The sequence below is a fragment of the Acetoanaerobium pronyense genome, from assembly GCF_017874355.1.
In the GTDB taxonomy this organism is placed as follows: Bacteria; Bacillota; Clostridia; order Peptostreptococcales; family Filifactoraceae; genus Acetoanaerobium; species Acetoanaerobium pronyense.
This window is the reverse complement of the sequence record NZ_JAGGLI010000002.1, coordinates 121,764-145,743: the sequence shown is the minus strand read 5'-3', so window position 1 is coordinate 145,743 and position 23,980 is coordinate 121,764. Positions and strand designations below refer to the sequence as shown.

At 32.9% G+C, this 23,980-nt stretch carries 17 protein-coding genes and 1 pseudogene; all 18 read left to right on the top strand.

Features of this window, described 5'->3' with window-relative positions; genetic code table 11:
- The 18 genes and pseudogenes from helD (at window position 1) to clpX (ending at window position 23,964) form a co-directional block, all read left to right on the top strand.
- On the top strand, window positions 1-2,298 hold the full coding sequence (helD, locus tag J2Z35_RS01860) for an RNA polymerase recycling motor HelD (protein ID WP_209658777.1): 2,298 nt from the start codon (window positions 1-3) through the stop codon (window positions 2,296-2,298).
- A 45-nt stretch (window positions 2,299-2,343) separates the two neighbouring features.
- Entirely contained in the window at window positions 2,344-3,285 is a 942-nt protein-coding gene (locus J2Z35_RS01855; RefSeq protein WP_209658775.1) for a phosphoglycerate dehydrogenase, read from the top strand.
- Between the two features lie 88 nt (window positions 3,286-3,373).
- Window positions 3,374-4,402, top strand: a complete 1,029-nt coding sequence (locus J2Z35_RS01850; RefSeq protein WP_209658773.1) for a galactose-1-phosphate uridylyltransferase — start codon at window positions 3,374-3,376, stop codon at window positions 4,400-4,402.
- 1 nt (window position 4,403) lies between these two features.
- Window positions 4,404-6,428: an NAD-dependent DNA ligase LigA gene (ligA, locus tag J2Z35_RS01845; protein WP_209658771.1), complete on the top strand. Its 2,025-nt coding sequence runs from the start codon at window positions 4,404-4,406 to the stop codon at window positions 6,426-6,428.
- A gap of 14 nt (window positions 6,429-6,442) precedes the next feature.
- A complete protein-coding gene (locus tag J2Z35_RS01840) occupies window positions 6,443-7,198 on the top strand; it encodes an energy-coupling factor transporter transmembrane component T (RefSeq protein ID WP_209658769.1) in 756 nt (251 codons plus the stop codon).
- Between the two features lie 9 nt (window positions 7,199-7,207).
- Window positions 7,208-8,785, top strand: a complete 1,578-nt coding sequence (locus J2Z35_RS01835; protein ID WP_209658767.1) for an ABC transporter ATP-binding protein — start codon at window positions 7,208-7,210, stop codon at window positions 8,783-8,785.
- A gap of 1 nt (window position 8,786) precedes the next feature.
- Window positions 8,787-9,401: an ECF transporter S component gene (locus J2Z35_RS01830; RefSeq protein WP_209658765.1), complete on the top strand. Its 615-nt coding sequence runs from the start codon at window positions 8,787-8,789 to the stop codon at window positions 9,399-9,401.
- A 17-nt stretch (window positions 9,402-9,418) separates the two neighbouring features.
- Window positions 9,419-10,699, top strand: a complete 1,281-nt coding sequence (locus J2Z35_RS01825) for a DUF4430 domain-containing protein (protein WP_209658763.1) — start codon at window positions 9,419-9,421, stop codon at window positions 10,697-10,699.
- Between the two features lie 116 nt (window positions 10,700-10,815).
- Window positions 10,816-11,381, top strand: a pseudogene (locus J2Z35_RS01820) (IS607 family transposase).
- Window positions 11,344-12,516, top strand: a complete 1,173-nt coding sequence (locus J2Z35_RS01815) for an RNA-guided endonuclease InsQ/TnpB family protein (protein WP_209658761.1) — start codon at window positions 11,344-11,346, stop codon at window positions 12,514-12,516. The pseudogene J2Z35_RS01820 and the gene J2Z35_RS01815 overlap by 38 nt, the downstream one beginning before the upstream one ends.
- A 157-nt stretch (window positions 12,517-12,673) precedes the next feature.
- Entirely contained in the window at window positions 12,674-14,437 is a 1,764-nt protein-coding gene (locus J2Z35_RS01810; RefSeq protein WP_209658759.1) for an Eco57I restriction-modification methylase domain-containing protein, read from the top strand.
- Window positions 14,434-16,056 (top strand): peptide ABC transporter substrate-binding protein, encoded by a 1,623-nt coding sequence (locus J2Z35_RS01805; protein WP_209658757.1) that lies wholly within the window; start codon window positions 14,434-14,436, stop codon window positions 16,054-16,056. Before J2Z35_RS01810 ends, J2Z35_RS01805 begins: the two co-directional genes overlap by 4 nt.
- A gap of 26 nt (window positions 16,057-16,082) precedes the next feature.
- On the top strand, window positions 16,083-17,078 hold the full coding sequence (locus J2Z35_RS01800) for an AIR synthase family protein (RefSeq protein WP_209658755.1): 996 nt from the start codon (window positions 16,083-16,085) through the stop codon (window positions 17,076-17,078).
- Between the two features lie 206 nt (window positions 17,079-17,284).
- Window positions 17,285-19,177, top strand: coding sequence for an N-acetylmuramoyl-L-alanine amidase family protein (locus J2Z35_RS01795; protein WP_209658753.1), 1,893 nt, complete (start codon window positions 17,285-17,287; stop codon window positions 19,175-19,177).
- A gap of 24 nt (window positions 19,178-19,201) precedes the next feature.
- Window positions 19,202-20,533 carry a ribonuclease PH gene (gene rph / locus J2Z35_RS01790; RefSeq protein ID WP_209658751.1) on the top strand — a complete coding sequence of 444 codons (1,332 nt, stop codon included), beginning with the start codon at window positions 19,202-19,204 and terminating at the stop codon, window positions 20,531-20,533.
- Between the two features lie 135 nt (window positions 20,534-20,668).
- On the top strand, window positions 20,669-21,955 hold the full coding sequence (gene tig, locus J2Z35_RS01785) for a trigger factor (RefSeq protein WP_209658749.1): 1,287 nt from the start codon (window positions 20,669-20,671) through the stop codon (window positions 21,953-21,955).
- Window positions 21,956-22,092: 137 nt separating this feature from the next.
- A complete protein-coding gene (gene clpP / locus J2Z35_RS01780; protein ID WP_209658747.1) occupies window positions 22,093-22,677 on the top strand; it encodes an ATP-dependent Clp endopeptidase proteolytic subunit ClpP in 585 nt (194 codons plus the stop codon).
- A gap of 27 nt (window positions 22,678-22,704) precedes the next feature.
- Window positions 22,705-23,964: an ATP-dependent Clp protease ATP-binding subunit ClpX gene (gene clpX / locus J2Z35_RS01775; RefSeq protein ID WP_209658745.1), complete on the top strand. Its 1,260-nt coding sequence runs from the start codon at window positions 22,705-22,707 to the stop codon at window positions 23,962-23,964.
- Window positions 23,965-23,980: the final 16 nt, after the last annotated feature.

The window sequence follows — 23,980 nt, the reverse complement described above, 5'->3', positions numbered from 1 at the left end:
ATGTCAGTAAAGAAACACAAAGATTATAAGTTTGAAAAAGAAAGACTAGAGTATACTAAAGAATATATAAAGACAACTATAGATGCCACAGATTATTATAAAAACACGTATAAAGGAAACATAAAAGAAGCTATGGAAAATCTAGATCATTTAGATTCCAGCCAAAGTTATATAAATGTCCTTGTAAACACCAAGTTTTTGGAAATAGCAGAGAGAAATTTTGACCATCTAATAAGATACAAAGATAAGCCGTATTTTGCAAGAATTGATTTTAAGGAAGATGGAAAAGAAACTATAGATAAGGTGTATATAGGAAAAATCTCCCTTTCAAGAGCGGAAGATGACATACCTCTTGTAGTAGACTGGAGATCTCCTATAGCAAATCTTTACTACGAAGGAAGACTTGGAGAAAATACTTACGAAACAGAAACAGATACTATAAAAGGGGAAATGTATCTAAAGAGGCAGTACTCTATAGAAAATGGTGAGCTTAAAGATATAATGGATATAGATGTGACAACTAATGATGCATTTTTGCAGGCTTCACTTGAAGCGGGTGCTGATAGTAGGTTAAAAGATATTGCAACCACTATACAGGCTGAGCAAAACAGGGTAATAAGAGCAGAGATGAACAAGCCCCTTATAGTACAAGGTGTAGCTGGAAGTGGTAAGACAACCATAGCTCTTCATAGGATAGCATATTTTATGTATAGGTATGAAAATGTATTTATTCCAGAAAACTTTCTTATCGTAGCGCCCAATAATCTTTTTATGACGTATATTTCGGAAGTTCTGCCTGAACTTGGAGTAGAAAGGGTTAAGCAAGCTACTTTAGTTGATTTCTTTAAATCATTAATAAAAGACCATGTTACTATCCATAAAGGAGAAGACAAATTATCTATAATTTCATCTTTGGATAGAGAAAAGGAAGCCAAGGAAATATTTACTGTATCAAAATTCAAAGGATCGTTCCTTTTAGGAAAGCATATAGAATCAAGAATGAGAAGCATAGCAAAATCTATTTTGCCAAATGAGGATTTTAAAATCTATGGCAAAGTTCTAGTACCAAAAGAGAGGATAGAAGAGGTATTTGTAGAAGAACTTTCTTATATGCCTCTCGAAAAAAGGCCAAAAGAGCTTCAAAAGATATTGAAAAATAAATTAAAATCCGAAAAAGAGAGGCTCTTGCAGGCTCTTGAAAACAAGTATGAAAGAAGGCTTTTAGATATAAGAACTAGCACCCTTGAAGAAAAAGAAAGAAGAGAAACATATAAGAGTGCAATGTATGAAAGGGACGAGAAGTTTAAAGAAGCAGAAAATCTTCTTAAAACTCTGGATAAAAAATACATTAAATCAATTGAAATACCGAAGGCCATAGACGTATATAAAAGTATTATGACCTTAGAAAATCTAAAAATCATTTTGCATGGTAAAGAATATATGGATTTTAGCCTTGATAATGAGAAAATCCAAATAATAGCAAAACACACTCTAGGACTTTTAAGTCACGGCCTTATAGAAAGAGAAGACCTAGCTCCACTAGCATATATAAGGCATTTTATATCTGGGTCAAATCACAAATATGATATAAAAAGCGTTGTTATAGATGAAGCTCAAGATTATAGTCTTCTTGAACTTTATGTACTGAAAAAAATATTAAACACAGAGATGTTCACATTATTTGGAGATATTGCCCAAGGGATACATTCATATAGATCATTAGAAAACTGGGATTCCCTTTACGGGACTGTATTTGATAGAGAAAATTCAGGATATACTATTTTAAAGCAAAGTTATAGGACTACTATTGAGATAATGGACTTTGCCAATAAGATAATAAAAAAATCAGACATTAAAGACCTAGTGCTTGCAAATCCAGTAATTAGACATGGAGATAGCCCTGAGATATTAGGATTTAATGATAAAGAAGAAGCCGTAGATATAATTAAATCAAGAGTAAATGAGGGAAGAGATAAAGGATACAAATCAATAGCTCTTATAACAAAATCCTATAAAGATGCAGAAATACTCTACAAACTACTTTCAAAGGAAATACCTGAAAGGATATTATTAAAAGAAAACCAGAATTATTCCGCTGGAGTAATGATAGTTCCATCTAATATAGCAAAAGGGCTGGAGTTTGATAGTGTTATAATAGTAAATTTTGATGAAGAGTATACTCTAGAGCCTATAAATATAAAACTTTTGTACGTAGCAGCTACAAGGGCTATGCATAGTTTAACTATAGTTATGGAGAACACAAAACTAGAAAAGTTAAAAAAAGATTTTGAAATCTAATATGTTAAAATAATTCTAAGAGCTGATCACATAGGAGGAAAATATATGAAAGCATTATTTATGTACGACTATGGAAAAGAAAACTTTGATAAGATCAGAAATTTAGGATACGAAATAAAAGTTGTGGATGAAAACCACTTTGATAAAGAATCTCTTGATTATGACTCGGATGTACTTTGTTGCTACAACCCATTTGAGAACCTAGATATAGAAAAATTTACAAACCTAAAGCTTATTCAGCTATCGAGCATAGGGTTTGATTTTGTACCAAAGGAAAAGCTGATTTCTATGAATATTCCACTTGCCCATAACAAGGGAGGATACTCAATTCCTATGGGAGAGTGGATAGTCCTAAACATTCTTCAGCTTGCAAAAAACTCTAGAGGTTTTATTGAAAAGCAACAGGAAAAAAGATGGAAAATGGACCTTGGCATAATGGAAATCACAGGGAAGAATATAGTTTTTTTAGGCACTGGAACTATTGCCAAAGAAGGTGCCAAAAGACTTCAAGGATTTGATGTAAACATAATAGGAGTAAATACAAAAGGCAGAGAAGCTGAGTTTTTTCATAAGGTATATCCCATAGAAAAGGTAGAAGAAGTCATCGAAATAGCTGATTTTTTAGTTATGGTGCTTCCATCTACAGAAAAGACTGAAAGCTTTATGGATGAGAAAAAGTTTAATCTTATGAAAAAGGAAGCTTTTTTTATAAACGTATCAAGAGGAAAAGTAGTAGATGAGAAGGCTCTTTTTAATGCCCTTAAAAATCAAGCTATAAAGGGTGCGGCACTTGATGTATTTGAAAGTGAACCTCTTTCAAAGGAAAATCCTTTATGGGATTTGAAAAATATATACATCACTCCTCATAACTCATGGATATCTCAGATGAAGGATGAGAGAAGATTTAACTTGATTTATGAAAATCTAAAGAGACTAAAAGAGGGAAAGGAACTACTTAACATAGTGGATTTAGATAGGGGATATTAGAATAATTAATTTAAATATAAAGAAAAATAGCCAAGTTCTAAATTGACATTAGACTTATGCTATATTCTTATTTTAAGAGGGTGTTTTTTTGTCAGAAATAAGAATAGATCCAATTACAGGAAGACATGTGATTTTTTCCATGGAGAGGGACAACCGTCCTTCTGATCTTTGGAATGTAAAGGCAGAGGAATGCTTTCACTGTAAGTTCGAATATATGGCTGATTGTCCTTTTTGTCTAGGAAATGAAGATATGACCCCTCCTGAAATAGATAGGATATCAAACGGAGAAAACTGGGATATAAGGATAGTTCCAAATAAATATCCAGCCCTTGATCAAATGGAAGCTTCCAAGGTAAAAAGAATAAAAACGAGCTCTCTTTTTCAAAAATATAGTGGAATTGGAACCCATGAAGTAATAGTAGAGTCATCAAAACATAACCACAATTACTTCAATATGGACAAGGAGCATTTTACAAGATTTATTTCTGCTGTACTTAAGCGATATAAAGAAATAATAAAAAATGATAGTATAGACTTTGTAAGTTTTTTTAAAAACTACCAAAAATTGGCTGGGGCTTCACTCTTTCATCCTCATAGTCAAATGATTGGCTTAGGCTCTGTGCCTGATTTTATTAGATATGAAATCGAAGGTTCAAAAAAATACTACTCAAATAGCAAGACATGTCCTTATTGTGACATCTTAAGGATAGAGCTGAAAAAAAGAGAAAGACTAGTGTATGAAAATAATGAGTTTGCAGTTATTTCTCCATTTGCCCCTAAATACAAATATGAACTCTGGGTGCTTCCAAAAGCTCATAGACCTTATTTTCAAGAGGAACAAAATGAAACAGAACTTTCCGATGCTCTATATAGAGCATTTCATATGCTATACAAGACTTTAGGGGATTTTCCATTTAATCTATATCTTCATGGACTTCCCAAAAGCATGAAGGATTCAAATCCATACTATCATTATCATTTTGAGATTAATCCTAGAATCTCAGGAAATGCTGGATTTGAGATAGGTACAGGTATATATATAAACAGCATATTCCCAGAGGAAGCTACAAAAACCTTGATTGAAAACTATAGCCTTAATATAGAAAGGAAGGGTTAGGATGTTTGATCCTAAGGAAAGGATAAAAGAGCTAATATCTGTAATAGAACATCACAATTATAAATACTATGCAGAGGATGCACCAGAAATATCAGATTTTGAATATGACGAGTTAATGAAGGAGCTGATTGCTCTAGAGGAAGAATTCCCAGAGTACAGAAAAGAAGATTCTCCAACTACCCGTGTAGGTGGACTTCCTTTGTCAAAATTTGATCAGATAAGACACGAAGTACCTCTTCTTTCTTTAGGGAACGCTTTTTCAAAAGAAGACATTTTTGATTTTGATAGAAGGGTAAAAGGCGCTTTAGGTGAAGTAGAGTATGTAGTGGAATTTAAAATTGATGGCCTTTCTGTGGCAATTACCTACGAAAATGGAAAATTCGTAAGTGGAGCTACAAGAGGAGACGGAGAAATTGGGGAAGATGTCACTCAAAACCTCAAGACAATAAAATCAATCCCGGTAAAGCTAAAAGAAGAAGTCAGTCTAATAGCAAGGGGAGAGGTATTCATCCCGAAAGATAAATTTTTTCAGTTAAACGAGGAGCAGGAAAGAAATGGACTTGCTCTATTTGCAAATCCGAGAAATGCAGCTGCAGGGTCACTAAGGCAACTGGATTCTAAAATTACAGCAAAGAGGCCTTTAGATATTATAGTATTCAATCTGCAAAAAATAGAAGGGCTGGATGTAAAAAGTCATAGTGAATCCCTTGAATTAATGTCAGAGCTAGGGCTTAAAGTAAGTCCAGAAAGAAAGGTTTTTTCGAAAATTGAAGAGGTATGGGATGAAATTCTTATATGGCAGGAAAAACGAGATACGCTGGATTTTGAAATAGATGGAATAGTAGTGAAGGTTAATGACATAAATAAAAGAGAAGAGCTAGGATATACTGCCAAAGCTCCGAGATGGGCAATAGCATATAAGTTTCCTGCTGAAAGGCAAGAAACTGTGATAAATGATATTATAGTTCAGGTTGGGAGGACTGGAACAATAACTCCAGGAGCGATACTCGAACCTGTAAGGATAGCAGGCTCCACTGTATCAAAGGCCACTCTTCACAACGAAGACTATATAAAAATAAAGGATATAAGAATTGGGGATCACGTCCTTATCCAAAAAGCTGGGGATATAATTCCAGAGGTATATAAGGTTATAAAAGACAAAAGAACAGGAAATGAAATAATGTTTGAAATGCCTACCCACTGTCCAGAATGTAATTCTCAGACTATGAGAGTGGAAGGCGAGGCTGCCCTTAAATGTCCAAATATACTTTGTCCTGCCCAAATAAGAAGAGGAATAATACACTTTGTATCAAAAGGTGCTATGAATATCGATAAGATGGGAGAATCCATCGTAACTCTATTATTTGACAATCAAATAATACGTGATATGGCAGATATTTATTACTTAAAAAGAGAAGACCTTATAGATCTTCCTAGAATGGGAGAAAAATCTGTATCTAACCTTTTAAATTCTATAGAAGCCTCAAAGGAAAGAGACTTATCAAAGCTTTTATTTGGATTAGGAATAAAATATATAGGTTCAAAGGGTGCAAAGATACTCTCAGATAGATACAGTGATATATTTGATATCAAAGAGGCTACTCTTGATGAGCTTAGAGCTATACCTGAAATAGGGGAAAAAATGGCTGAAAGTATATATTCTTTCTTTAGAGTAGAGGAAAATCTAAAGCTTATAGAAAGGCTTATTGCGGCAGGGGTCAATACTAAAAAGGAAAAAACATCTTCCTTAGAGAAAAACATCTTTGAAAATATGAAGTTTGTTATAACAGGCACACTGCCAAATATGAAAAGAGATGAAGCGGCGAGCCTTATTGAAAGATTTGGAGGAAATGTGACTTCTTCTGTAAGCAAATCCACAGATGTACTTCTTAGTGGAGAGGAAGCAGGCTCTAAACTTGAAAAAGCAAAAAAACTAGGAATTAAAATAATAGACGAGAGTATATTACTAAAACTTTCCGAGTATGATTCAAAAGATGAAGTAATAAAAGAGTTAAGCTCTATCTAAAGGCGGTATGTTAAATGAAATTCAATCCTAAAAGTGCACTTGCCTTATTATTTGCACTGCTTTTTAGCATGCTTTACTATCAAGACCCTAGGGCTGTGATAATATTAAATCTTTTTCTAATTGGTTTCTTTTTTGTATTCAAGGAAAAGGAAAAATTTAAAGAGGTTCTTTTGTTCAGTCTTTTTAGCTCACTTATAATAATCATTATAAATCCCCTTGTTAATCAAGGGGGAAATACTGAGCTGTTTAAAATAACGGGCATTCCTATTATAGGAAGAATAAGGGTTACCTTAGAGGCAATAATATTTGGACTTGTTATGTCTATGAAGCTCTTTGGTATGATGATGATATTTTCTATATATGGTTTTTTAGTTGATAAAGATGATTCCTTTTCATTTTTTTCAAGGCTTGCAGGCAAGAGTGCCCTTACTGTATCTATGAGTATTCATGTGATTCATAGATTAAAAAAAGATGTAATTAGGATAAAGGATGTCATGGAGCTTAGAGGCGTGAAATTTAACGAAACATCTTTGAGGGGTAAGATAAAAGCATATACCCCACTACTAAAGGTAATTCTCATATCCTCTTTAGAGGGAGCACTTATAAGAGCTGAGGCTCTTTCTTCGAGGGGATTTTCTTCATCTATAAAAAGAACTTCTTACAGTGAAATTTCCATAAACAAAAGGGATTATGTACTTTTTTTTATGTCAGTTATAATATTAATTAATATGTTTTTATTTAGGGAAATGTCGAGCTATAATTTTTATTAGGAGGAGAACATGGAAATTATGAAACTGGAAAATTACTCCTATTATTATCCTAATAGGTCAAATCCTTCTCTTAAAAATGTTGATTTTAGTCTCTATGAAGGAGAAATTGTGCTCGTACTTGGAAAATCAGGAAGCGGAAAATCTACCCTTGCAAAAGTACTATCAGACCTTATACCTGAATATCATGGTGGGATAGTAAAAGGAGAATTTGTAAAAGCCTGTAACGCTTCGATTATATTCCAAGACCCAGAGCATCAGATTGTAATGGATACTGTGGAAAGAGAGATAGCATTCTCTATGGAAAATGCAGGGATGTCCAGAGAAGATATGATTAAAAAGGTAGATAGAATATTGAAAGTTTTAGATATAGAGCCTCTTTCGAAATCAAGTACTATGGATTTGTCAGGAGGACAGAAACAAAAAGTATGCATAGGTGGAGCTCTTTCTATGGGAAGGAAGGTTCTTATATTAGATGAACCTACATCACAGCTAGACCCTAAATATGCAGAGGAAATAATAGAAATGGTTAAAAGGCTAAACAAAGAGCATGGATATACTATACTTCTTGTAGAGCAAAGAGTAGAAAGGTGTCTTCATATAGCCTCAAAAGTGGTATTTATGGAAGAGGGAAGCATTGTATTTAATGGTGAGCCACATGATTTTGCATGGTTTAGCAAAGCAAACTCCCTTGATTTTCTTCCACCAGTGTCTGAGTTTTTTATCTCTATGGGACTTGAGGAAGAGATTCCTATTACTTTAGAGGAAGGGGTAGAGCTTCTTAAAAAATATGATGTGCATTTTAAAAAATATCCCTTAGAGACTAAGTTATTAAAAGAACCAGAAATTATAATAAGAAATCTTAGCTTTTCCTATGAAAATGGAATAGATGTCCTAGAAGATATAAACATGGATTTTCCAAAGGGAGAAATAATAGGAATAATGGGAGAAAACGGCAGTGGCAAGTCTACACTCCTAAAAAACATATCATCTTTATTAAAATCTGATAGAGGGTTTGTAGAAGTAAAGGGTAAGGTTGGTTTTTTATCACAAAATCCAAATGACTACTTATTCAGCGATACAGTTAAAGATGAAATAAAATTTACTATGAATCTAAATAATACATATAATGAAAAAAAGCTAGATGACATACTTATGAAACTTGGACTTACTCAGCATGCTCATCATAATCCAAGGGATCTTTCGGGAGGAGAAAGACAAAGAGTGGCAATAGGAAGCATACTAGCCATGGAGCCTGATATCTTAATACTAGATGAGCCGACAAGGGGACTAGATAGATTTTTAAAAAGAAAATTAAATAATCTTTTGCTGTCATTGTCAAAAGAAGGTAAAACTATATTACTTGTAACTCATGATATAGAGTTTTCTGCTGCCACCTGCGATAAAGTGGCAATACTTGGAGGTGGAAGACTGATTGACTATGATATACCAAGAAGGGTGTTTTCAAAAGAGAAATATTATAGAACTCAGCTATCCAAATTATTTGACTCATATACAGAAAAAGATATTTCTGTAACCCTCAAAGACGCATGTGATTTTATTACTCTATCAAAACTAGAGGAGGTATAAAGTGTCAGATAATATAGCTTTTTATTCTATGATAGTCCTTACACTAGTTTTTGTTTTTGCTATGTATAAATATGAAAAAAAGAATACTACTACCAGAGAACTCGCGCTTATAGCAACTCTTGCAGGTATTTCAGGTGTAATGAGAATACCCTTTGCAGGGCTTCCAAATATCCAGCCCACCACATTTTTTGTAATCTTGACAGGTTATGTCTTTGGGGGTAATGTAGGATTTATGGTTGGAGTTTTTTCTCCCCTTGTAACCAATATGTTTATAGGTCAGGGGCCGTGGACTATTTGGCAAATGCTTGCATGGGGATTAGCAGGAGCTTCAGGAGTATTTTTAAAGGCTTTGCCTAAAAAGTTTTTCAAGATTGGATTTGCTGTATATGGATTTCTCTGGGGTTTTATTTTTGACTATATAATGAACTTTTGGCATTGGTTATTTTTCATAAGGCCATTGACCCTTCAATCTTTTATAATGGCTAATATTACATCTTTTTACTTTGACCTTTTGCATGGTATTGGAAATTTTGGATTTGCCTGGTTTCTTGGAAAAGATGTATCAAATGTACTTTCTAGATTTAAGGACAAAATATATTATAAGAAAATTGATTAGAATTTTGGAGGAAAAAGATGAAAAAATATATATTATTAATGGTGTTTGTGATTTTAGCTTCCATGATGCTCTTTACGGGTTGTCAAAAAAGCCCTGAAAGTGTTGGAGAAGTTACTATATCAATAATAGGTTATGATGAGAATATAGTTGCAGATAAAGAGGTTGTAACAATAGAAGAAAATGATACTGTACTTGATATCACAGAAAAAATCATTGCAAAAAAAGAGGTATCCTTTGAACAAAAGTCTGGGTTTATAGTATCTATAGACGGCCAAAAGCAATTTGACAAGGGACCTGAATCTGGATGGAGATACGCTTTAAACAATCAATTTCCAAGTCTTGGAGCAGGCTCTGTAAGTGTAAAGGACGGAGACGAAATAATATGGATATTTGCACTTACTATAGATGATGATGGTGGAATAACTACTGAAGATGCAGAGCAAGAAGTTAAAGAAAAGTTAAATGGTGAAGTTCAGCTTGAAAGTGCAGTTAATGAGACTACAAAAACAATTGAAGGGTTATTTGAAAGGGAAAATGGATTAAGACCATTTAGGGTTGTACTTGCACATAATCTTTTAGGTCTTGAAAAAGAAGAAAATTTCGAGATTATTCAGGAAGAAAGTTCTTTAAATTATGCTATAAATATACTTACAATTCTTGCAGCTGATTTAGATCCATACAGCTACAATGAAACAAACTATGTAAAGCTATTGGCAGATTCCCAAAAAGAAAATGGGAAATTCGTTATTATAGATTGGGATGATTATCCTAGTACTCAGGCCTATGCTATGGCAGCCTTAGAACTTGCAGGCTATGAAGACTATAATAAGTCCTCAGCAGAAAACGCTTTAATAGGAATGATTAATGAAGACGGCTCTGTAGGGTCTTATATGGATGTAGATACTGCAGCCATGGCTTTACTTGGTTTTATGGACAAAGAAAGTGAACAGGCCAATGAGGCAGTAAATAAAATACTATCCTTTATAAAATCAAAGCAGCTTGAAACGGGAGGGTTTCCTGGTTTTGATGGAAGTGAAAATATATACACTTTAGCGGCTGTAATAAATGGACTCATGGCAGTAGATATAAACCCAAATGGACAAGAGTTTGTAAAAGGAGAAAATACTATATCATCTGCACTGATGTCATTTTATAAGGACGGAAGATTTGAACATGAAGACCCATCAGGCGTTACAGAAGTAGAGTGGGCTACAGAGCAGGCTTATCTAGCTCTTGCAGAGCTCTATAAAGGGGAATCATCCTTTAGAATACTTAAACAGGAGGGTATCAATAGTTAACGAAAACATATACAAATATAATCAATTGTTCAAATATAATCACTGAAAGGAAGTGATTATATTTGAACAACAATTATAAACCTAAAGAATTTGCCGAATGATTAAATGTATCAGTTTTGACGCTTCAACGTTGGGATAATGCTGGAAAATTAAAAGCATTTAGAACACCAACAAATAGAAGATATTATACTTATGAACAATACAAAGAGTTTAAAGGAATAACATCATCTGAAAAAAGAACAGTTATATATACAAGAGTTTCAACTTCTAATCAAAAAGATAATTTAAAAAATCAAGTTGAGTTTCTTAAACAATATGCTAATGCAAAAGGAATTATAGTAGATGAAGTAATAGAAGATTATGGTAGTGGATTGAATTATAATCGTAAGAAGTGGAATAAGCTTATAAATGAATGTATGACTTCTGATATAAACACTATAATAATAACTCACAAAGATAGATTTGTTCGATTTGGCTTTGAATGGTTTGAAAGATTTTTAGAAAAATTTAATGTTAAAATAGTTGTTGTAAACAACGAGAGTCTATCACCGTCAGAAGAATTAGTTCAAGATATAATTTCTATACTTCATGTTTTTAGTTGTAGAATTTATGGTTTAAGAAAATATAAAAAAATATAAAGGAAGATGAAGAAGTTGAAAAAAGCATACAAAATAGAAATTAAGCCAACTAAAGAACAAATAATTAAAATTCATCAAACGATTGGTGTAAGTAGATTTATATATAACTTTTATATGGCTCATAACAAAGAAGTTTATGAAAAAGAAAAAAGATTTGTTAGTGGTATGGATTTTTCAAAATGGCTTAACAATGAGTATATACCTAATAATCCTGATAAAGATTGGATTAAAGAAGTATCTTCTAAAGCTACAAAACAAGCTATAATGAATGGAGAAAAAGCTTTCAAAAGATTCTTTAAGGGTGAAAGTGGTTTTCCTAAATTCAAGAAAAAGAAGAATAAAAACGTTAAAGCATATTTTCCTAAAAACAATAAAACTGATTGGACAATTGAAAGACATAGGGTTAAAGTTCCGACTTTAGGCTTTGTAAGATTAAAAGAATTTGGCTATATTCCAGTTAATTCAACAGTTAAAAGTGGTACAGTAAGTCAAAAGGCTGATAGATACTACGTTTCGATTTTAGTTGAGGAAGATGTAAACTATAGCAATAGCAATCAATATTACAAAGGAATAGGAATTGATTTAGGTCTTAAAGATTTTGCAATTTGTAGTAATGGCTTAACTAAAAAAAATATTAATAAAACTAAAACAGTTAAAAAAGTAGAAAAGAAATTAAAGAGAGAACAAAGAAAACTTTCAAGGAAATATGAAAGTTTAAAATTAAGAAATAAAAAAGAGAAAGGAGAAGCTACTCGTCAAAATATCCAAAAACAGATAGTCGAGGTACAAAAACTTCATCAAAGACTTACAAACATCAGAACTGATTATATTAATAAGACAGTAAATGAGTTTATAAAACAAAAACCAAGTTTTATAACTATTGAAGATTTAGCAATTTCAAATATGATGAAGAATAGGCATTTATCCAAAGCAGTTGCACAGCAAAAATTCTATGAGTTTAGAACAAAATTAGAATATAAGTGCAAACTTAATGGAGTTGAATTAAGAATTGTAGATAGATTTTATCCATCAAGTAAACTATGTTCATGTTGTGGTAATATTAAGAAAGATTTAAAACTTTCTGATAGAGTTTATAAATGTGAATGTGGAAATGTTATGGATAGAGATTTTCAAGCAAGTGTTAATTTAAGAAATGCTAAAATATACAAAATCGCATAAACAAGCGAATGTATATATGTACCCAAGGCTATTTGGGGAATTTACGACTGTGGAGTGCTATATAAACTGTAGTAGCTTCGGCAAGGCAGAGTACGTTGAAACAGTAATAATCTCAATATAAGTATATTTGACCATATTTTGAGTAGCAGAACTAATAATGTCTCAACATAAAAATAAATATCCTCAAAGTTTAGAAAGTCTAGAGATGAAAAAGCTAGGAATGGTTTTTACAGAGGAATTTATTTCCAGCTTTGTAGTGGACAGGGCTTTTCATTACTATACAAAGGGCAGAGATGATAAAATCTCTGCCCTAAAAAATATGAAGATTCTTGAGCCATCCTTAGGAGGGGGTAGTTTTATTTTTCCTATATTCGATAAGGTAAAAACTGAACTGGAATCTACTGAAGATGCTCAAAGCTTTATGATAGAAAACTTTATTGGTATAGATATAGAAGAAAAGGCTGTTAATCTTGCAAAGGAAAATGTTAAAAATCTATTAGAAACAAAAGAAAATGAAACAAATTGGAAAATACTTGAAAAAAATTTTTTATCATCAGACTTTAATGGAAAATTTGACGTTATAATAGGCAACCCTCCATATATCGGAGAAAAAGGAAATAAAGAGCTCTTTAGAGAGGTTAAAACCACAGAATTTGGTCAGAAATATTATGAAAAAGGTATGGACTACTTTTATTTTTTTATAGAAAAATCTTTGGAGCTATTAAATGAAGACGGAATACTTGCCTTTATTACTCCAACCTATTGGACAAGGGCAGATTCTGCGGTAAAGCTTCGAGGAGCTGTGAGGGATGTAGCCAGTTTTTTGGAGGTTATTGATTTTGGGGAGGCTAGGATTTTTAAAGATGCCTGTGGTCACCATAGCATGATATTTATACTTCAAAAAAAGAAAGTAAATGATTTTTTTCACTACACATTCAAAGATATGAAAAGAAATCTTAAGTCTGGACTCACTTCTATTATTGAAGATAAAGAAGATTCTCCATGCTTTGAAAGGCTTCTTTGCAATAATAATTTTACTATGAATTTTAGTCCTTACTTTGTATTTGCCTCAAAAAAAGACCAAGATATAATCAGTAGTATTCAGGCTAAATCTCACCATAAGCTTAGAGATGTTGCAAGCATTAATCAAGGTATTGTAAGTGGGGCTGACAAAGTCACAATTTCAAATATAAAATATATAGATGAGATGGATATATCCTCTTTTGAAATCAAAAAAGGGGACGGGATTTTTGTTTTAAAAAGGGAAGAACTAAAAAAAGCTGGGTTTAATGAGTATGACAACTTTATAGTACCCTTTTATAAAAATTCATCTATTGAAAAATATAAAGTCAATCCTTCAAATCTATTTCTTATATATTCAACAAATAAAATTAAAGGCGAAGATAAGGAAAATGTGATTGCATATCTTTCGAAATACAGAAAAATCCTAGAGAGGCGAAGAGAGTGTAAAAATGGAAGCCTACCTTTTTACAGCTTACAGTGGGCTAGGAAAAGACAAATTTTCGAAGGAGAAAAGATAGTAGTTCCACAAAGGGCAACAGTTGGCAAATTTGCCTATCACAATGGAGAATTTTATGCCAGTGCAGATGTATACTTTATTACAGATATGAAAGTAGATCCTTTTTTTCTCCTAGGATATTTAAATAGTTCACTGGTAACTTATTATTTGAAATATATAGGGAAAAGCAAGGGTTCATATCTGGAATTATATAGAAGGCCACTTGGAGAAATTCCTATACCAGTTTTTGATGATGAAAAAATGAAAGATATATCAAGACTTGCTAGGGAAATTTATGATATAAAGTCAGGTGAGAAAGACTTTGAGCATCTAAGCCATAGAGAAAATGAAATAGAAGATTTGATTTGGGAAATGTTCGAGCTTAAGAGGTGTTTTGATTGAAAAAAATAATTTTGATACTCAGTTTTGTTTTATTGTTTGGATTTTTTGTAAGAAGTTGTACAGATCAGAGGCTAGGAAATGATGGGGCTGTAGCTGAAGAATATGCCCCTGAAGCTGAGGTTATGACAATAAGACATTCAATTGGAACTGAAGTTAAAAATCTAAATCCAGCATTTCCTTTGACTTTTGATGAAGGAAATCTTTTTTTTAATATTTATGAGACCATTGTAAAGCTAGATTCAAATGGCAATATAACTCAAGGCTCAGCCAACTCATGGGAAGTTTCACAGGATAATCTAGTATACACCTTTCATTTAAGGGATACTATGTGGTCTGATGGAAGCAAACTTACTAGCAGGGATTTTTTTAATGGGTTCAAATATATTCTTGAAAGAGAAACAGAAAGTCCTTTTGCATACAAGCTATTTCCTATATTAAATGCAAAGGCTTTTCACGATAAGCTAGTAGATGAAAATGAGCTGGGAATCAACATTGTAGATGATAATACACTGGAGATAATACTGGAAAGACCAAGAGAGGATATTCTCAAAATTTTAACTCTTCCGTATTTTGTACCTTTAAAAAGTGAACAAAGATTTCAGTTAAAAGCTGAAAAAGAGTCATACCCAAATGTGACAAATGGAAAATACTTTATAGATAAAGAGAGTAAAGAAGGTTTTATCATACTAAAAAGAAATCCTTATCATTATGACTATGATATTGAGAAAGATAAAGATATTATTATAGAACTAATAACCATAGAAAACTCATCTAATAGAATATCAGCCTTTCAAACGGGGGTGGTTGACATAGCGTCCAATATTCTTCCAAAAGAAGGCGACTATCTGATGGCAGAGGAAGGAAGATATGAGTTTACAGGCTATGGAAATTTCTATTATATTCTAAATTCATCAAAATACCCCTTTAATGATATGTCTTTGAGGGACATAGCCGTGAGAAGTGCTCAAGTAGAACTTATAAGTGAAGGGGTAAATGGAGATGGAAATCTAACATCATTAGATATGTTAAGCTCCAGAATAAATCAGAATATATACTCCAAAATAGAATCTCAAATTTTAGATAGACAAATTATAAACCAAGGACAAAATATAGACTTAGGGCTTTTATTTAGAGAGTCTGGATTTATAGACAGGATTTCAATCTTATCCTTTGAAGAAGAGAAGGATATAAAAACCGCAATTGCCCTAAAATCTGTTCTTGAAAAAACCCTTGGTATAGGAGTAGATTTGAATATATCCTCAATGAGGGACATCCCAAAAGAAGAGCTTATTAATTATGATATCATTCAATATCCAGGATTTGAAAATATAGGAAGTATACTAGATGTTATGGAATTTTGGATTTGGAATTACCCGGAAATATCCTTAGAAATAAGTGAAGAACTTGAGGCTGAGATAATTCAACGTGACATTTCTCCTAATGAAGAAGACTATCTAGAACTACTCGTTGAGATTGGAAATGAGATTAATGAAGGAAACGTATTTTTACCAGTATATAATAAATCTACAACTAATCTCATAAAACCCTATATTCAAGGGCTGGATATTTCAAAACATGGATTTTTATTGTATGATAACATAATGATTGAAAAAAAATAAAAACTTTCATAGGGAAGGTGACTTTTTTGTCAAAACTTAATGAAGGAAAACTGACAATAGAACAGCTAAAAAGACTAGTGTTTAAAAACATATCTTCTTTTAGAAAAGAAGTATTGACTCATCCATATATAGGTCAAGATTGCGGGTTATTTGATCCAGCAAATAATATAATATCAATATCCTCAGATCCTATTACTGGAGCGACAGAAAATATAGGAAGGCTTTCAGTTGAGATTAATCTCAATGATATAGCAGCATCTGGAGCAGAGCCTTTTGCAATAACAGTGACTTTACTGTGTCCTATAGGCACCAAAGAAGAGGAAATAAAAAAAATAATGAAGGAAATAGATGAAACTGCAAAAGAAAAAAATGTACAAGTAATAGGGGGGCACACAGAAGTGACTTCAAGTGTTAATAGAATTATAGTTTCTATAACCGCCCTTGGTATTATAAACAGAGAAACTTATGATGAGAATATAGAGATACAAGAAGGGTTTGATATTTACATTACAAAGGATGCTGGACTTGAAGGAACCTATATAATAGGGACAGAAAAGGAAAATGAGCTTAAGGATATACTGGATGAAGAAGATATGAATAAATTAAAAAAATATTCCACTCTACTTAGTGTAATAGAGGATGCAAAACTTGCAAAAAATTCTGGAGCTTTGCTTATGCATGATATTACAGAAGGGGGAATACTAGGAGCAGTTTGGGAAAGCTGCGAATTAGTAGGCTTTGGAGCTAAAATCTACAAGGAAAAAATCTCAATTTCAAATACAACAAAAAAAATATCAAATCATTTTAATATAAATCCCCTTAAACTAATATCAAGCGGAAGTCTCCTTTTTTTCGCGTCTAAAGAAAATAGGAAAGAAATAGAACTAGCTTTTCAAGATAAAGAAATTGAACTCTCCCGAATAGGAGTCATCACAAAGGAAAAAGAAATAGTCCTAATTGATAAAGGCAAAGAAATAATAGTAGAAAAACCTCAGTCAGATGAACTTTACAAAGTAATATAACATAAGTATTAAGAATAAGTTACAAAGCACTCCTTTTGTTGAAAATATTTATCATAACATGATATTCTATTTTTAGAAATAATTTTAATTAAATTAAAATTAAATAACAAAACCACATAAAATGAAATTTATGTTAAAATATATTTAACATTTTTGTTTTAATTCTAAGTTGATGATTAATCTTAGAATACAATAGGAGGAGTATCATGAAAAAATTGACCAAAATGGCAGCTGCGGGTCTTATGATTGGAATTATGAGTTTGAATTTTGCTTATGCGGCACCTAAAATTGAATATGGGAGCTTTCAACTTGCAGGTAAATCTCAGAGAATAGCCCTTGCAAACGTAAGCATAGATGGAAGCAAAATAACTGCAAAAGCAGGTGAAGTTCCTCCTCTTGTTATGAACCAAAGAACTCTTGTGCCTGTGGGACTTGTAGCTCAAAGTCTTGGAGCTAATGTAGAATGGAACGGAAAAACAGAAGAGGTAACTGTCACAAAAGATAATAAAATAATAGTACTTAAAATAAATAGCCCATCTGCAACTGTAAATGGAGAAAAAAAAGATCTTCCTGATAAGGTAGCTCCTATAATAGTAGACAGCAGAACTATGGTGCCCTTAGCATTTATATCAAATGAGTTTAATCTTGACATAGCCTATGATGCAGCTACAAATTCAGTAAATATGAAAACAAAAACTGTTATAGGAGAAATAGACGATTTATTTGGAAACGAGGATAGTAATACAGATGGAAGCCCTCTTGACAACTTAGACTTGACAGGTGTTGATGTAATAGGCACACCTGAAGAAGAGCCTTCTATTGTACTTCCTGAAACTCCTGCTCCGGATCCTGTAGATCCTGTAGTTCCTGACACGACTACTCCAGCTCTTCCTCAAGGAATAAATCAGGTGATTTACTCTTTAAATCAGGTGAGTATGGACAACGAGATATTTAATATTTCCTCAGCCCTTTCAAGAGATTTTACATATGACAGCTTTTTCCTAAGCAGTCCTGAAAGACTTGTAATTGACATAAATCAAACTGCACTTAGCCAAGGACAAGATTCCAATAAACTATATCCATCAAGTGGATTTATTAAAGAGATGAGATCTCATTATTATCCTGCTGAAAATAAAGTTAGATTAACCCTGGAGCTTAAAGGGGATGTAAAAAGAGAAGAGATAGCATTAAAGAAGTCAGGCGCTTCTCTTCAAGTAGAATATAAATCTCAAAAACCAAAAAATTCAAATATAGGATATTCTTCAGACAGAATTAATTCACAGTTCACACTTAGACTAAACGGGGCATTTCCTGTGCAGGGTCTAACTAAGGATGCTTTTTCAAACACAGTGGAGTTTAGCATTCCAAAAGCAAATGCAAATCTTCAAAATGAAATAAGGAATATCAATGACAGAAATATAAAATCAATTGAAATAATTGAAAGAGGTCAGGAAAATATAGTAAGATTCAAACTTGAAGACAGAGTAGAACATTTCTTTATGGAAAATGGAATCAGCGGAACTATATTGATAAAATTTGCAAAACAAAGTAGAGATATTCCACTTATAGTTGTAGATGCAGGACATGGTGGAAAAGATCCAGGGGCTGTAAATAAAGCTCACAATATAACGGAAAAAGCGTTAAACCTATCGATAAGTCAAAAGCTTGCTCAAAGACTAAGACAAGAGGGATATAATATAATAACTACAAGAGATACAGATGTGTTTATTGAGCTTGCAGAAAGAGGAGATATAGCAAACAACAATGATGTAGACCTTTTTATAAGTATTCATTTCAATGCAGCAGGAAATACATCTGCAAGGGGAATTGAAACCCTATATCACCCTACAGAAGACGGAAAAAAAGTAGCTCAAATATTTCAAACTGAAATAGTAAAAGCTTCTGGAGCACCAGATAGAAAAATAATTCCAAGATCCAATCTTTCTGTTTTAAGAAGAACAAAAATGCCAGCTGTACTTCTTGAACTTGGATTTATGACTAATCCAACAGAAATCGTACAAGTAATGGATGATAGCTACCAAAATAAGCTTGTAGATGGTATAGTAAATGCAGTAAATAGATATTTTAAAGAATACTAAAAGTTGCATAAAGGAGAAAATTAGATGCAGAAAAAGAACAACGCTCTAAGAGACATAAGGATTACGAGAAATTATACAAAATATGCTGAAGGCTCTGTCCTTGTGGAGTTTGGAGAAACAAAGGTGCTTTGTAATGCATCTATAGAAGAAAAAGTGCCACCATTTTTAAGAAATACAGGTAAAGGGTGGATAAGTGCTGAATATTCAATGCTTCCAAGATCTACTCATCAAAGAAAAATAAGGGATGCAGCAAGGGGAAAAATAGACGGAAGAACCCATGAGATACAAAGGCTTATTGGAAGAGCACTAAGATCAGTTGTTGACATGGGCAAACTTGGAGAGAGAACTATATGGATAGATTGCGATGTTCTTCAAGCGGATGGGGGTACTAGAACAGCATCTATAACTGGAGCTTTTGTTGCCCTTTGTGATGCCCTCTATGGTCTTTATAAAAACAAACAAATAAAAGAATTTCCTGTAAGTTCCTTTGTGAGTGCAGTAAGTGTAGGCATAGTAAAAGAATCTCCTGTACTTGACCTTTGCTACGAAGAGGATTCATCAGCACAAGTGGATATGAATATTGTGATGACAGATAAAGGTGAATTCGTAGAGCTACAAGGAACAGGGGAAGAATTTCCATTCAACAAAACCCAACTGTTTGACCTTTTAGAGCTAGGAGAAATGGGAAACAAGGAGCTTATGAAAATCCAAAGAAAAGCTTTAGGAGAAGAAATATCTTCTATGATAAGTGAAAAAGAAGTAATTGAAATGGTAATCGCTTCTTCAAACTCCCATAAAATAGAAGAAATAGGGAAGATACTTGAGTCTTTTGATATTAAGCTTCTTTCTCTTAAGGATGTTGGTCTTGAAGGTCTTGAAATAGAGGAGACGGGAAGTACATTTGAGGAAAACGCAATACTAAAAGCAAAAGAAGTTTCAAAGCTCACAGGAATGCCTTCAATAGCAGATGATTCTGGCCTTATGGTAGATGTACTTGGAGGAAGACCAGGAGTGTATTCTGCAAGATTTTCAGGAGAAGGTGCAACTGATGAAAAAAACAATGAAAAGCTCCTTAGCCTCTTAAAAGGGTACAGCAAGGATCAGAGAAAAGGAAAGTTTGTATCTGTAATCGCAGTGGTTTTCCCTGATGGAAAAGAGTACAAAGCAAAAGGAATATGTGAAGGTACGATAGGATTTGACTTAATGGGAGAAAGTGGATTTGGCTATGACCCATTATTTATACCAACTGGTATGGACAAAACTTTTGGAGAGATATCTTCTGAAGAAAAAAACAAGATTAGCCATAGAGCAAAATCCTTAGAAGAAATGAAAAAAATACTAGCTGAGATTTTATAAAGAAATTTTATGGAAAACTAATCAAAAGTTTTCCTTTCTTTTAGTCAAATCTCATTTTATTTTACTGTATTTAAAACTTATGTTATAATACATAGGATATTATTGAGAAAATTAATTACTGAGCGGGAGGCATATATGGTTTCGGAAATAATCAAAAAAGAAAATAGTGTTGTAACACTAAAAATGAGAATAAATGCAGATAGCTTTGATAAGGCTTGTCAAAATGCTTATCAAAAATCTAGAGCTAAATTCAATATACCAGGATTTAGAAAAGGGAAGGCTCCAAAGGCTATAATTGAAAAGCAATATGGAGAAGGTGTATTTTTTGAAGATGCTATAAACGCTTTATTCCCAGATGCTTTTGAAGCTGCTGTGAAAGAGCACAACATAGAAGCTATTGACAGACCAGAAATAGATGTTGAAGAAATAGGAAAAGGTCAAGATCTTGTAATTATAGCTGATGTTGCTGTAAAGCCTGATGTTGAGCTTGGACAGTACAAAGATATAGAAGTAGAAGCGGTATCATCTGAAGTTTCAGAAGATGAAATAGAAGGTGAATTAAAAAGAATGCAGGAACAAAATGCAAGATTTATTTCTGTAGAAGATAGAGAAGTAAAGTCTGGAGATATGCTTCTTATAGACTTTAATGGAAAAGTTGATGGAGAAGAGTTTGAAGGTGGAAAATCTGAAAACTACTCTATAGTTGTAGGATCAAATACTTTTATACCAGGGTTTGAAGAACAACTTGAAGGTATGAAGTTAAACGAAGAGAAAGACCTTTCTGTAAAATTCCCAGATGAATATCATTCTGAAGATTTAGCAGGAAAAGATGCAGTATTTACTGTAAAAATAAACGAAATAAAAGAAAAGGAATTACCAGCTCTTGATGACGAGTTTGTAAAAGATGTAAGCGAATTTGATACATTAGATGAGTTAAAGAAAGACATCAGAGAAAAGATGGAAAAATCAAAATCAGCAATGGCTGAAAATGAAACTAAAAACAAGATAATTGAAAAGGTTGCAGAAAACTCAAAGGTTGAAATTCCAGAAGTAATGATTGAAAAGCAGATTGAAAACATGCTTTATGACTTTGATCATCAACTAAGAAATCAAGGGCTTGACCTTGAAAACTACCTAAAGCTTACTGGAACTGAAATGGACGACCTTAAAGGGCAGATGAAGCCAGATGCAGAAAAAAGAGTAAAAAATGGACTTGTAATTGATGCTGTTGCAAAGGCTGAAAACATAGAAGTTTCTGATGAAGAAATGGAAAAAGAGCTAAAAGATATGGCGGAAAGCTACAAAATGGAAGTAGAAAAAATAAAATCAACTCTTAGAGAATCAGATTTAGAATATATAAAAGACACAGTAGTAGCTAGAAAGACAGTTGAATTTATGAAGGAGAACGCGAAGCTACAGTAGCCCTTTGGCTACTGTAATTTTGTATTGAAAAAAAGTTTTTATAGATTTAATTTGGGTATATTAGGTAAATGTGTGAACAATATTATTTTTATAGTATAATTAATTAATATATAAAAACTGACAGAGGAGGTATGGAAATGGCTTATGTACCAATAGTCATAGAACAAACAGGAAGAGGAGAAAGAAGCTACGATATATATTCTAGACTTCTTAAAGATAGAATAATATTTTTAGGAGATCAGGTTAACGATCATACTGCCTCTTTAGTGGTAGCGCAGCTACTTCACCTTGAATCTGAAGATCCAGACAAGGATATCTACCTGTATATAAACTCTCCTGGAGGAAGCATAACTGCAGGAATGGCAATATATGACACTATGCAATATATAAAGCCAGATGTTGCAACTATATGTATAGGAATGGCTGCTTCTATGGGAGCATTTTTATTAACTGCAGGAGCAAAGGGCAAAAGATTTGCACTTCCAAACAGTGAAATAATGATACATCAACCTCTTGGAGGAACTCAGGGGCAAGCTACTGACATTAAAATTCACGCAGAGAGAATAATAAGAATGAGAAATAAATTAAATGAAATTATGGCTGAGAGAAGTGGACAACCTCTGGACAAAATCGAAAGAGACACTGAAAGGGACTTCTTTATGACGGCTACTGATGCTAAGGAATATGGATTAATTGATGAGGTAATTGAAAAAAGACCTTAGTCAAAATTTTTAAAAGAGGTGTAATTAATGTCAAGATTTGATGAAAAAAAGCAGCTAAGATGCTCTTTTTGCGGGAAAAGTCAAGATCAGGTAAAAAGACTTATTGCTGGACCAAATGTCTATATCTGCGACGAATGTGTAGAGCTTTGTCAGGAAATAATAAAAGAAGAATTTGAAGAAATCGTAGATACAGAAATAACTGGACTTCCAAAACCGCAAGAGATTAAGAAGTATTTGGATGAGTACGTTATAGGACAAGATGAAGCAAAGAAAACTCTTGCAGTTGCTGTATACAATCACTATAAAAGAATATTCTCAACAGATACTAAAAATAAAGAGATAGAGCTGCAAAAAAGCAATATCTTGATGCTCGGGCCAACTGGTTCAGGTAAGACCCTGCTAGCACAGACCCTTGCGAAAATGCTGAATGTACCTTTTGCAATGGCTGATGCGACTACACTTACAGAGGCCGGGTACGTAGGTGAAGATGTTGAAAATATCCTATTAAAACTTATACAGGCTTCTGACTATGATATAGCTAAAGCTGAAAAAGGTATAATATACATTGATGAGATAGACAAAATAACAAGAAAATCAGAAAATCCATCCATAACTAGAGATGTATCAGGAGAAGGTGTACAGCAAGCTCTTCTAAAAATAATAGAAGGAACTAAAGCTAATGTACCTCCTCAAGGTGGAAGAAAGCATCCACATCAAGAGTTTCTTCAAATAGACACAACTAACATCCTATTTATAGTTGGTGGAGCTTTTGATGGTATAGACAAAATAATACAAAGAAGAGTTGGAGAAAAAGCATTAGGCTTTGGAGCTAAAATAATGTCTAAAAAAGATATTGAGGCTGCAGCGATACTAAAGCAAATCCAGACAGAAGATCTTCTTAAATTTGGACTTATACCTGAGTTTGTAGGTAGAGTTCCAGTTGTAGTAACTCTTGACCCTCTAGATGAAAAAGCTCTTGTATCTATATTGAAAGAGCCTAAAAATGCTCTAGTTAAGCAGTTTAAGAAACTATTTGACTTAGACAAGGTAATCCTTGATATAGAAGACGATGCTCTTATTGAAATTGCAAAAAAAGCAATGGAAAGAAAAACTGGAGCAAGAGGTCTTAGAAGCATACTTGAGAAAGCAACTATGGATATAATGTTTGAAATTCCATCAAGAGATGATGTTGAAAAGGTGGTAATTACTAAGGAATGTATTACTGAAAATAAAGAGCCTTATGTTATTCTAAAAAAGTCAAAAAATAATCCAGAAGAGACTGCCTAAGAAATAAGTGAAATAT

Excerpts from the sequence above, each read along its gene's own strand:
- helD (WP_209658777.1), top strand. The coding sequence starts at position 1 with ATGTCAGTAAAGAAACACAAAGATTATAAGTTTGAAAAAGAAAGACTA.
- J2Z35_RS01855 (WP_209658775.1), top strand. The coding sequence starts at position 2,344 with ATGAAAGCATTATTTATGTACGACTATGGAAAAGAAAACTTTGATAAG.
- ligA (WP_209658771.1), top strand. The coding sequence starts at position 4,404 with ATGTTTGATCCTAAGGAAAGGATAAAAGAGCTAATATCTGTAATAGAA.
- J2Z35_RS01840 (WP_209658769.1), top strand. The coding sequence starts at position 6,443 with ATGAAATTCAATCCTAAAAGTGCACTTGCCTTATTATTTGCACTGCTT.
- J2Z35_RS01835 (WP_209658767.1), top strand. The coding sequence starts at position 7,208 with ATGGAAATTATGAAACTGGAAAATTACTCCTATTATTATCCTAATAGG.
- J2Z35_RS01825 (WP_209658763.1), top strand. The coding sequence starts at position 9,419 with ATGAAAAAATATATATTATTAATGGTGTTTGTGATTTTAGCTTCCATG.
- J2Z35_RS01815 (WP_209658761.1), top strand. The coding sequence starts at position 11,344 with ATGAAGAAGTTGAAAAAAGCATACAAAATAGAAATTAAGCCAACTAAA.
- J2Z35_RS01810 (WP_209658759.1), top strand. The coding sequence starts at position 12,674 with ATGTCTCAACATAAAAATAAATATCCTCAAAGTTTAGAAAGTCTAGAG.
- J2Z35_RS01795 (WP_209658753.1), top strand. The coding sequence starts at position 17,285 with ATGAAAAAATTGACCAAAATGGCAGCTGCGGGTCTTATGATTGGAATT.
- rph (WP_209658751.1), top strand. The coding sequence starts at position 19,202 with ATGCAGAAAAAGAACAACGCTCTAAGAGACATAAGGATTACGAGAAAT.
- tig (WP_209658749.1), top strand. The coding sequence starts at position 20,669 with ATGGTTTCGGAAATAATCAAAAAAGAAAATAGTGTTGTAACACTAAAA.
- clpP (WP_209658747.1), top strand. The coding sequence starts at position 22,093 with ATGGCTTATGTACCAATAGTCATAGAACAAACAGGAAGAGGAGAAAGA.
- clpX (WP_209658745.1), top strand. The coding sequence starts at position 22,705 with ATGTCAAGATTTGATGAAAAAAAGCAGCTAAGATGCTCTTTTTGCGGG.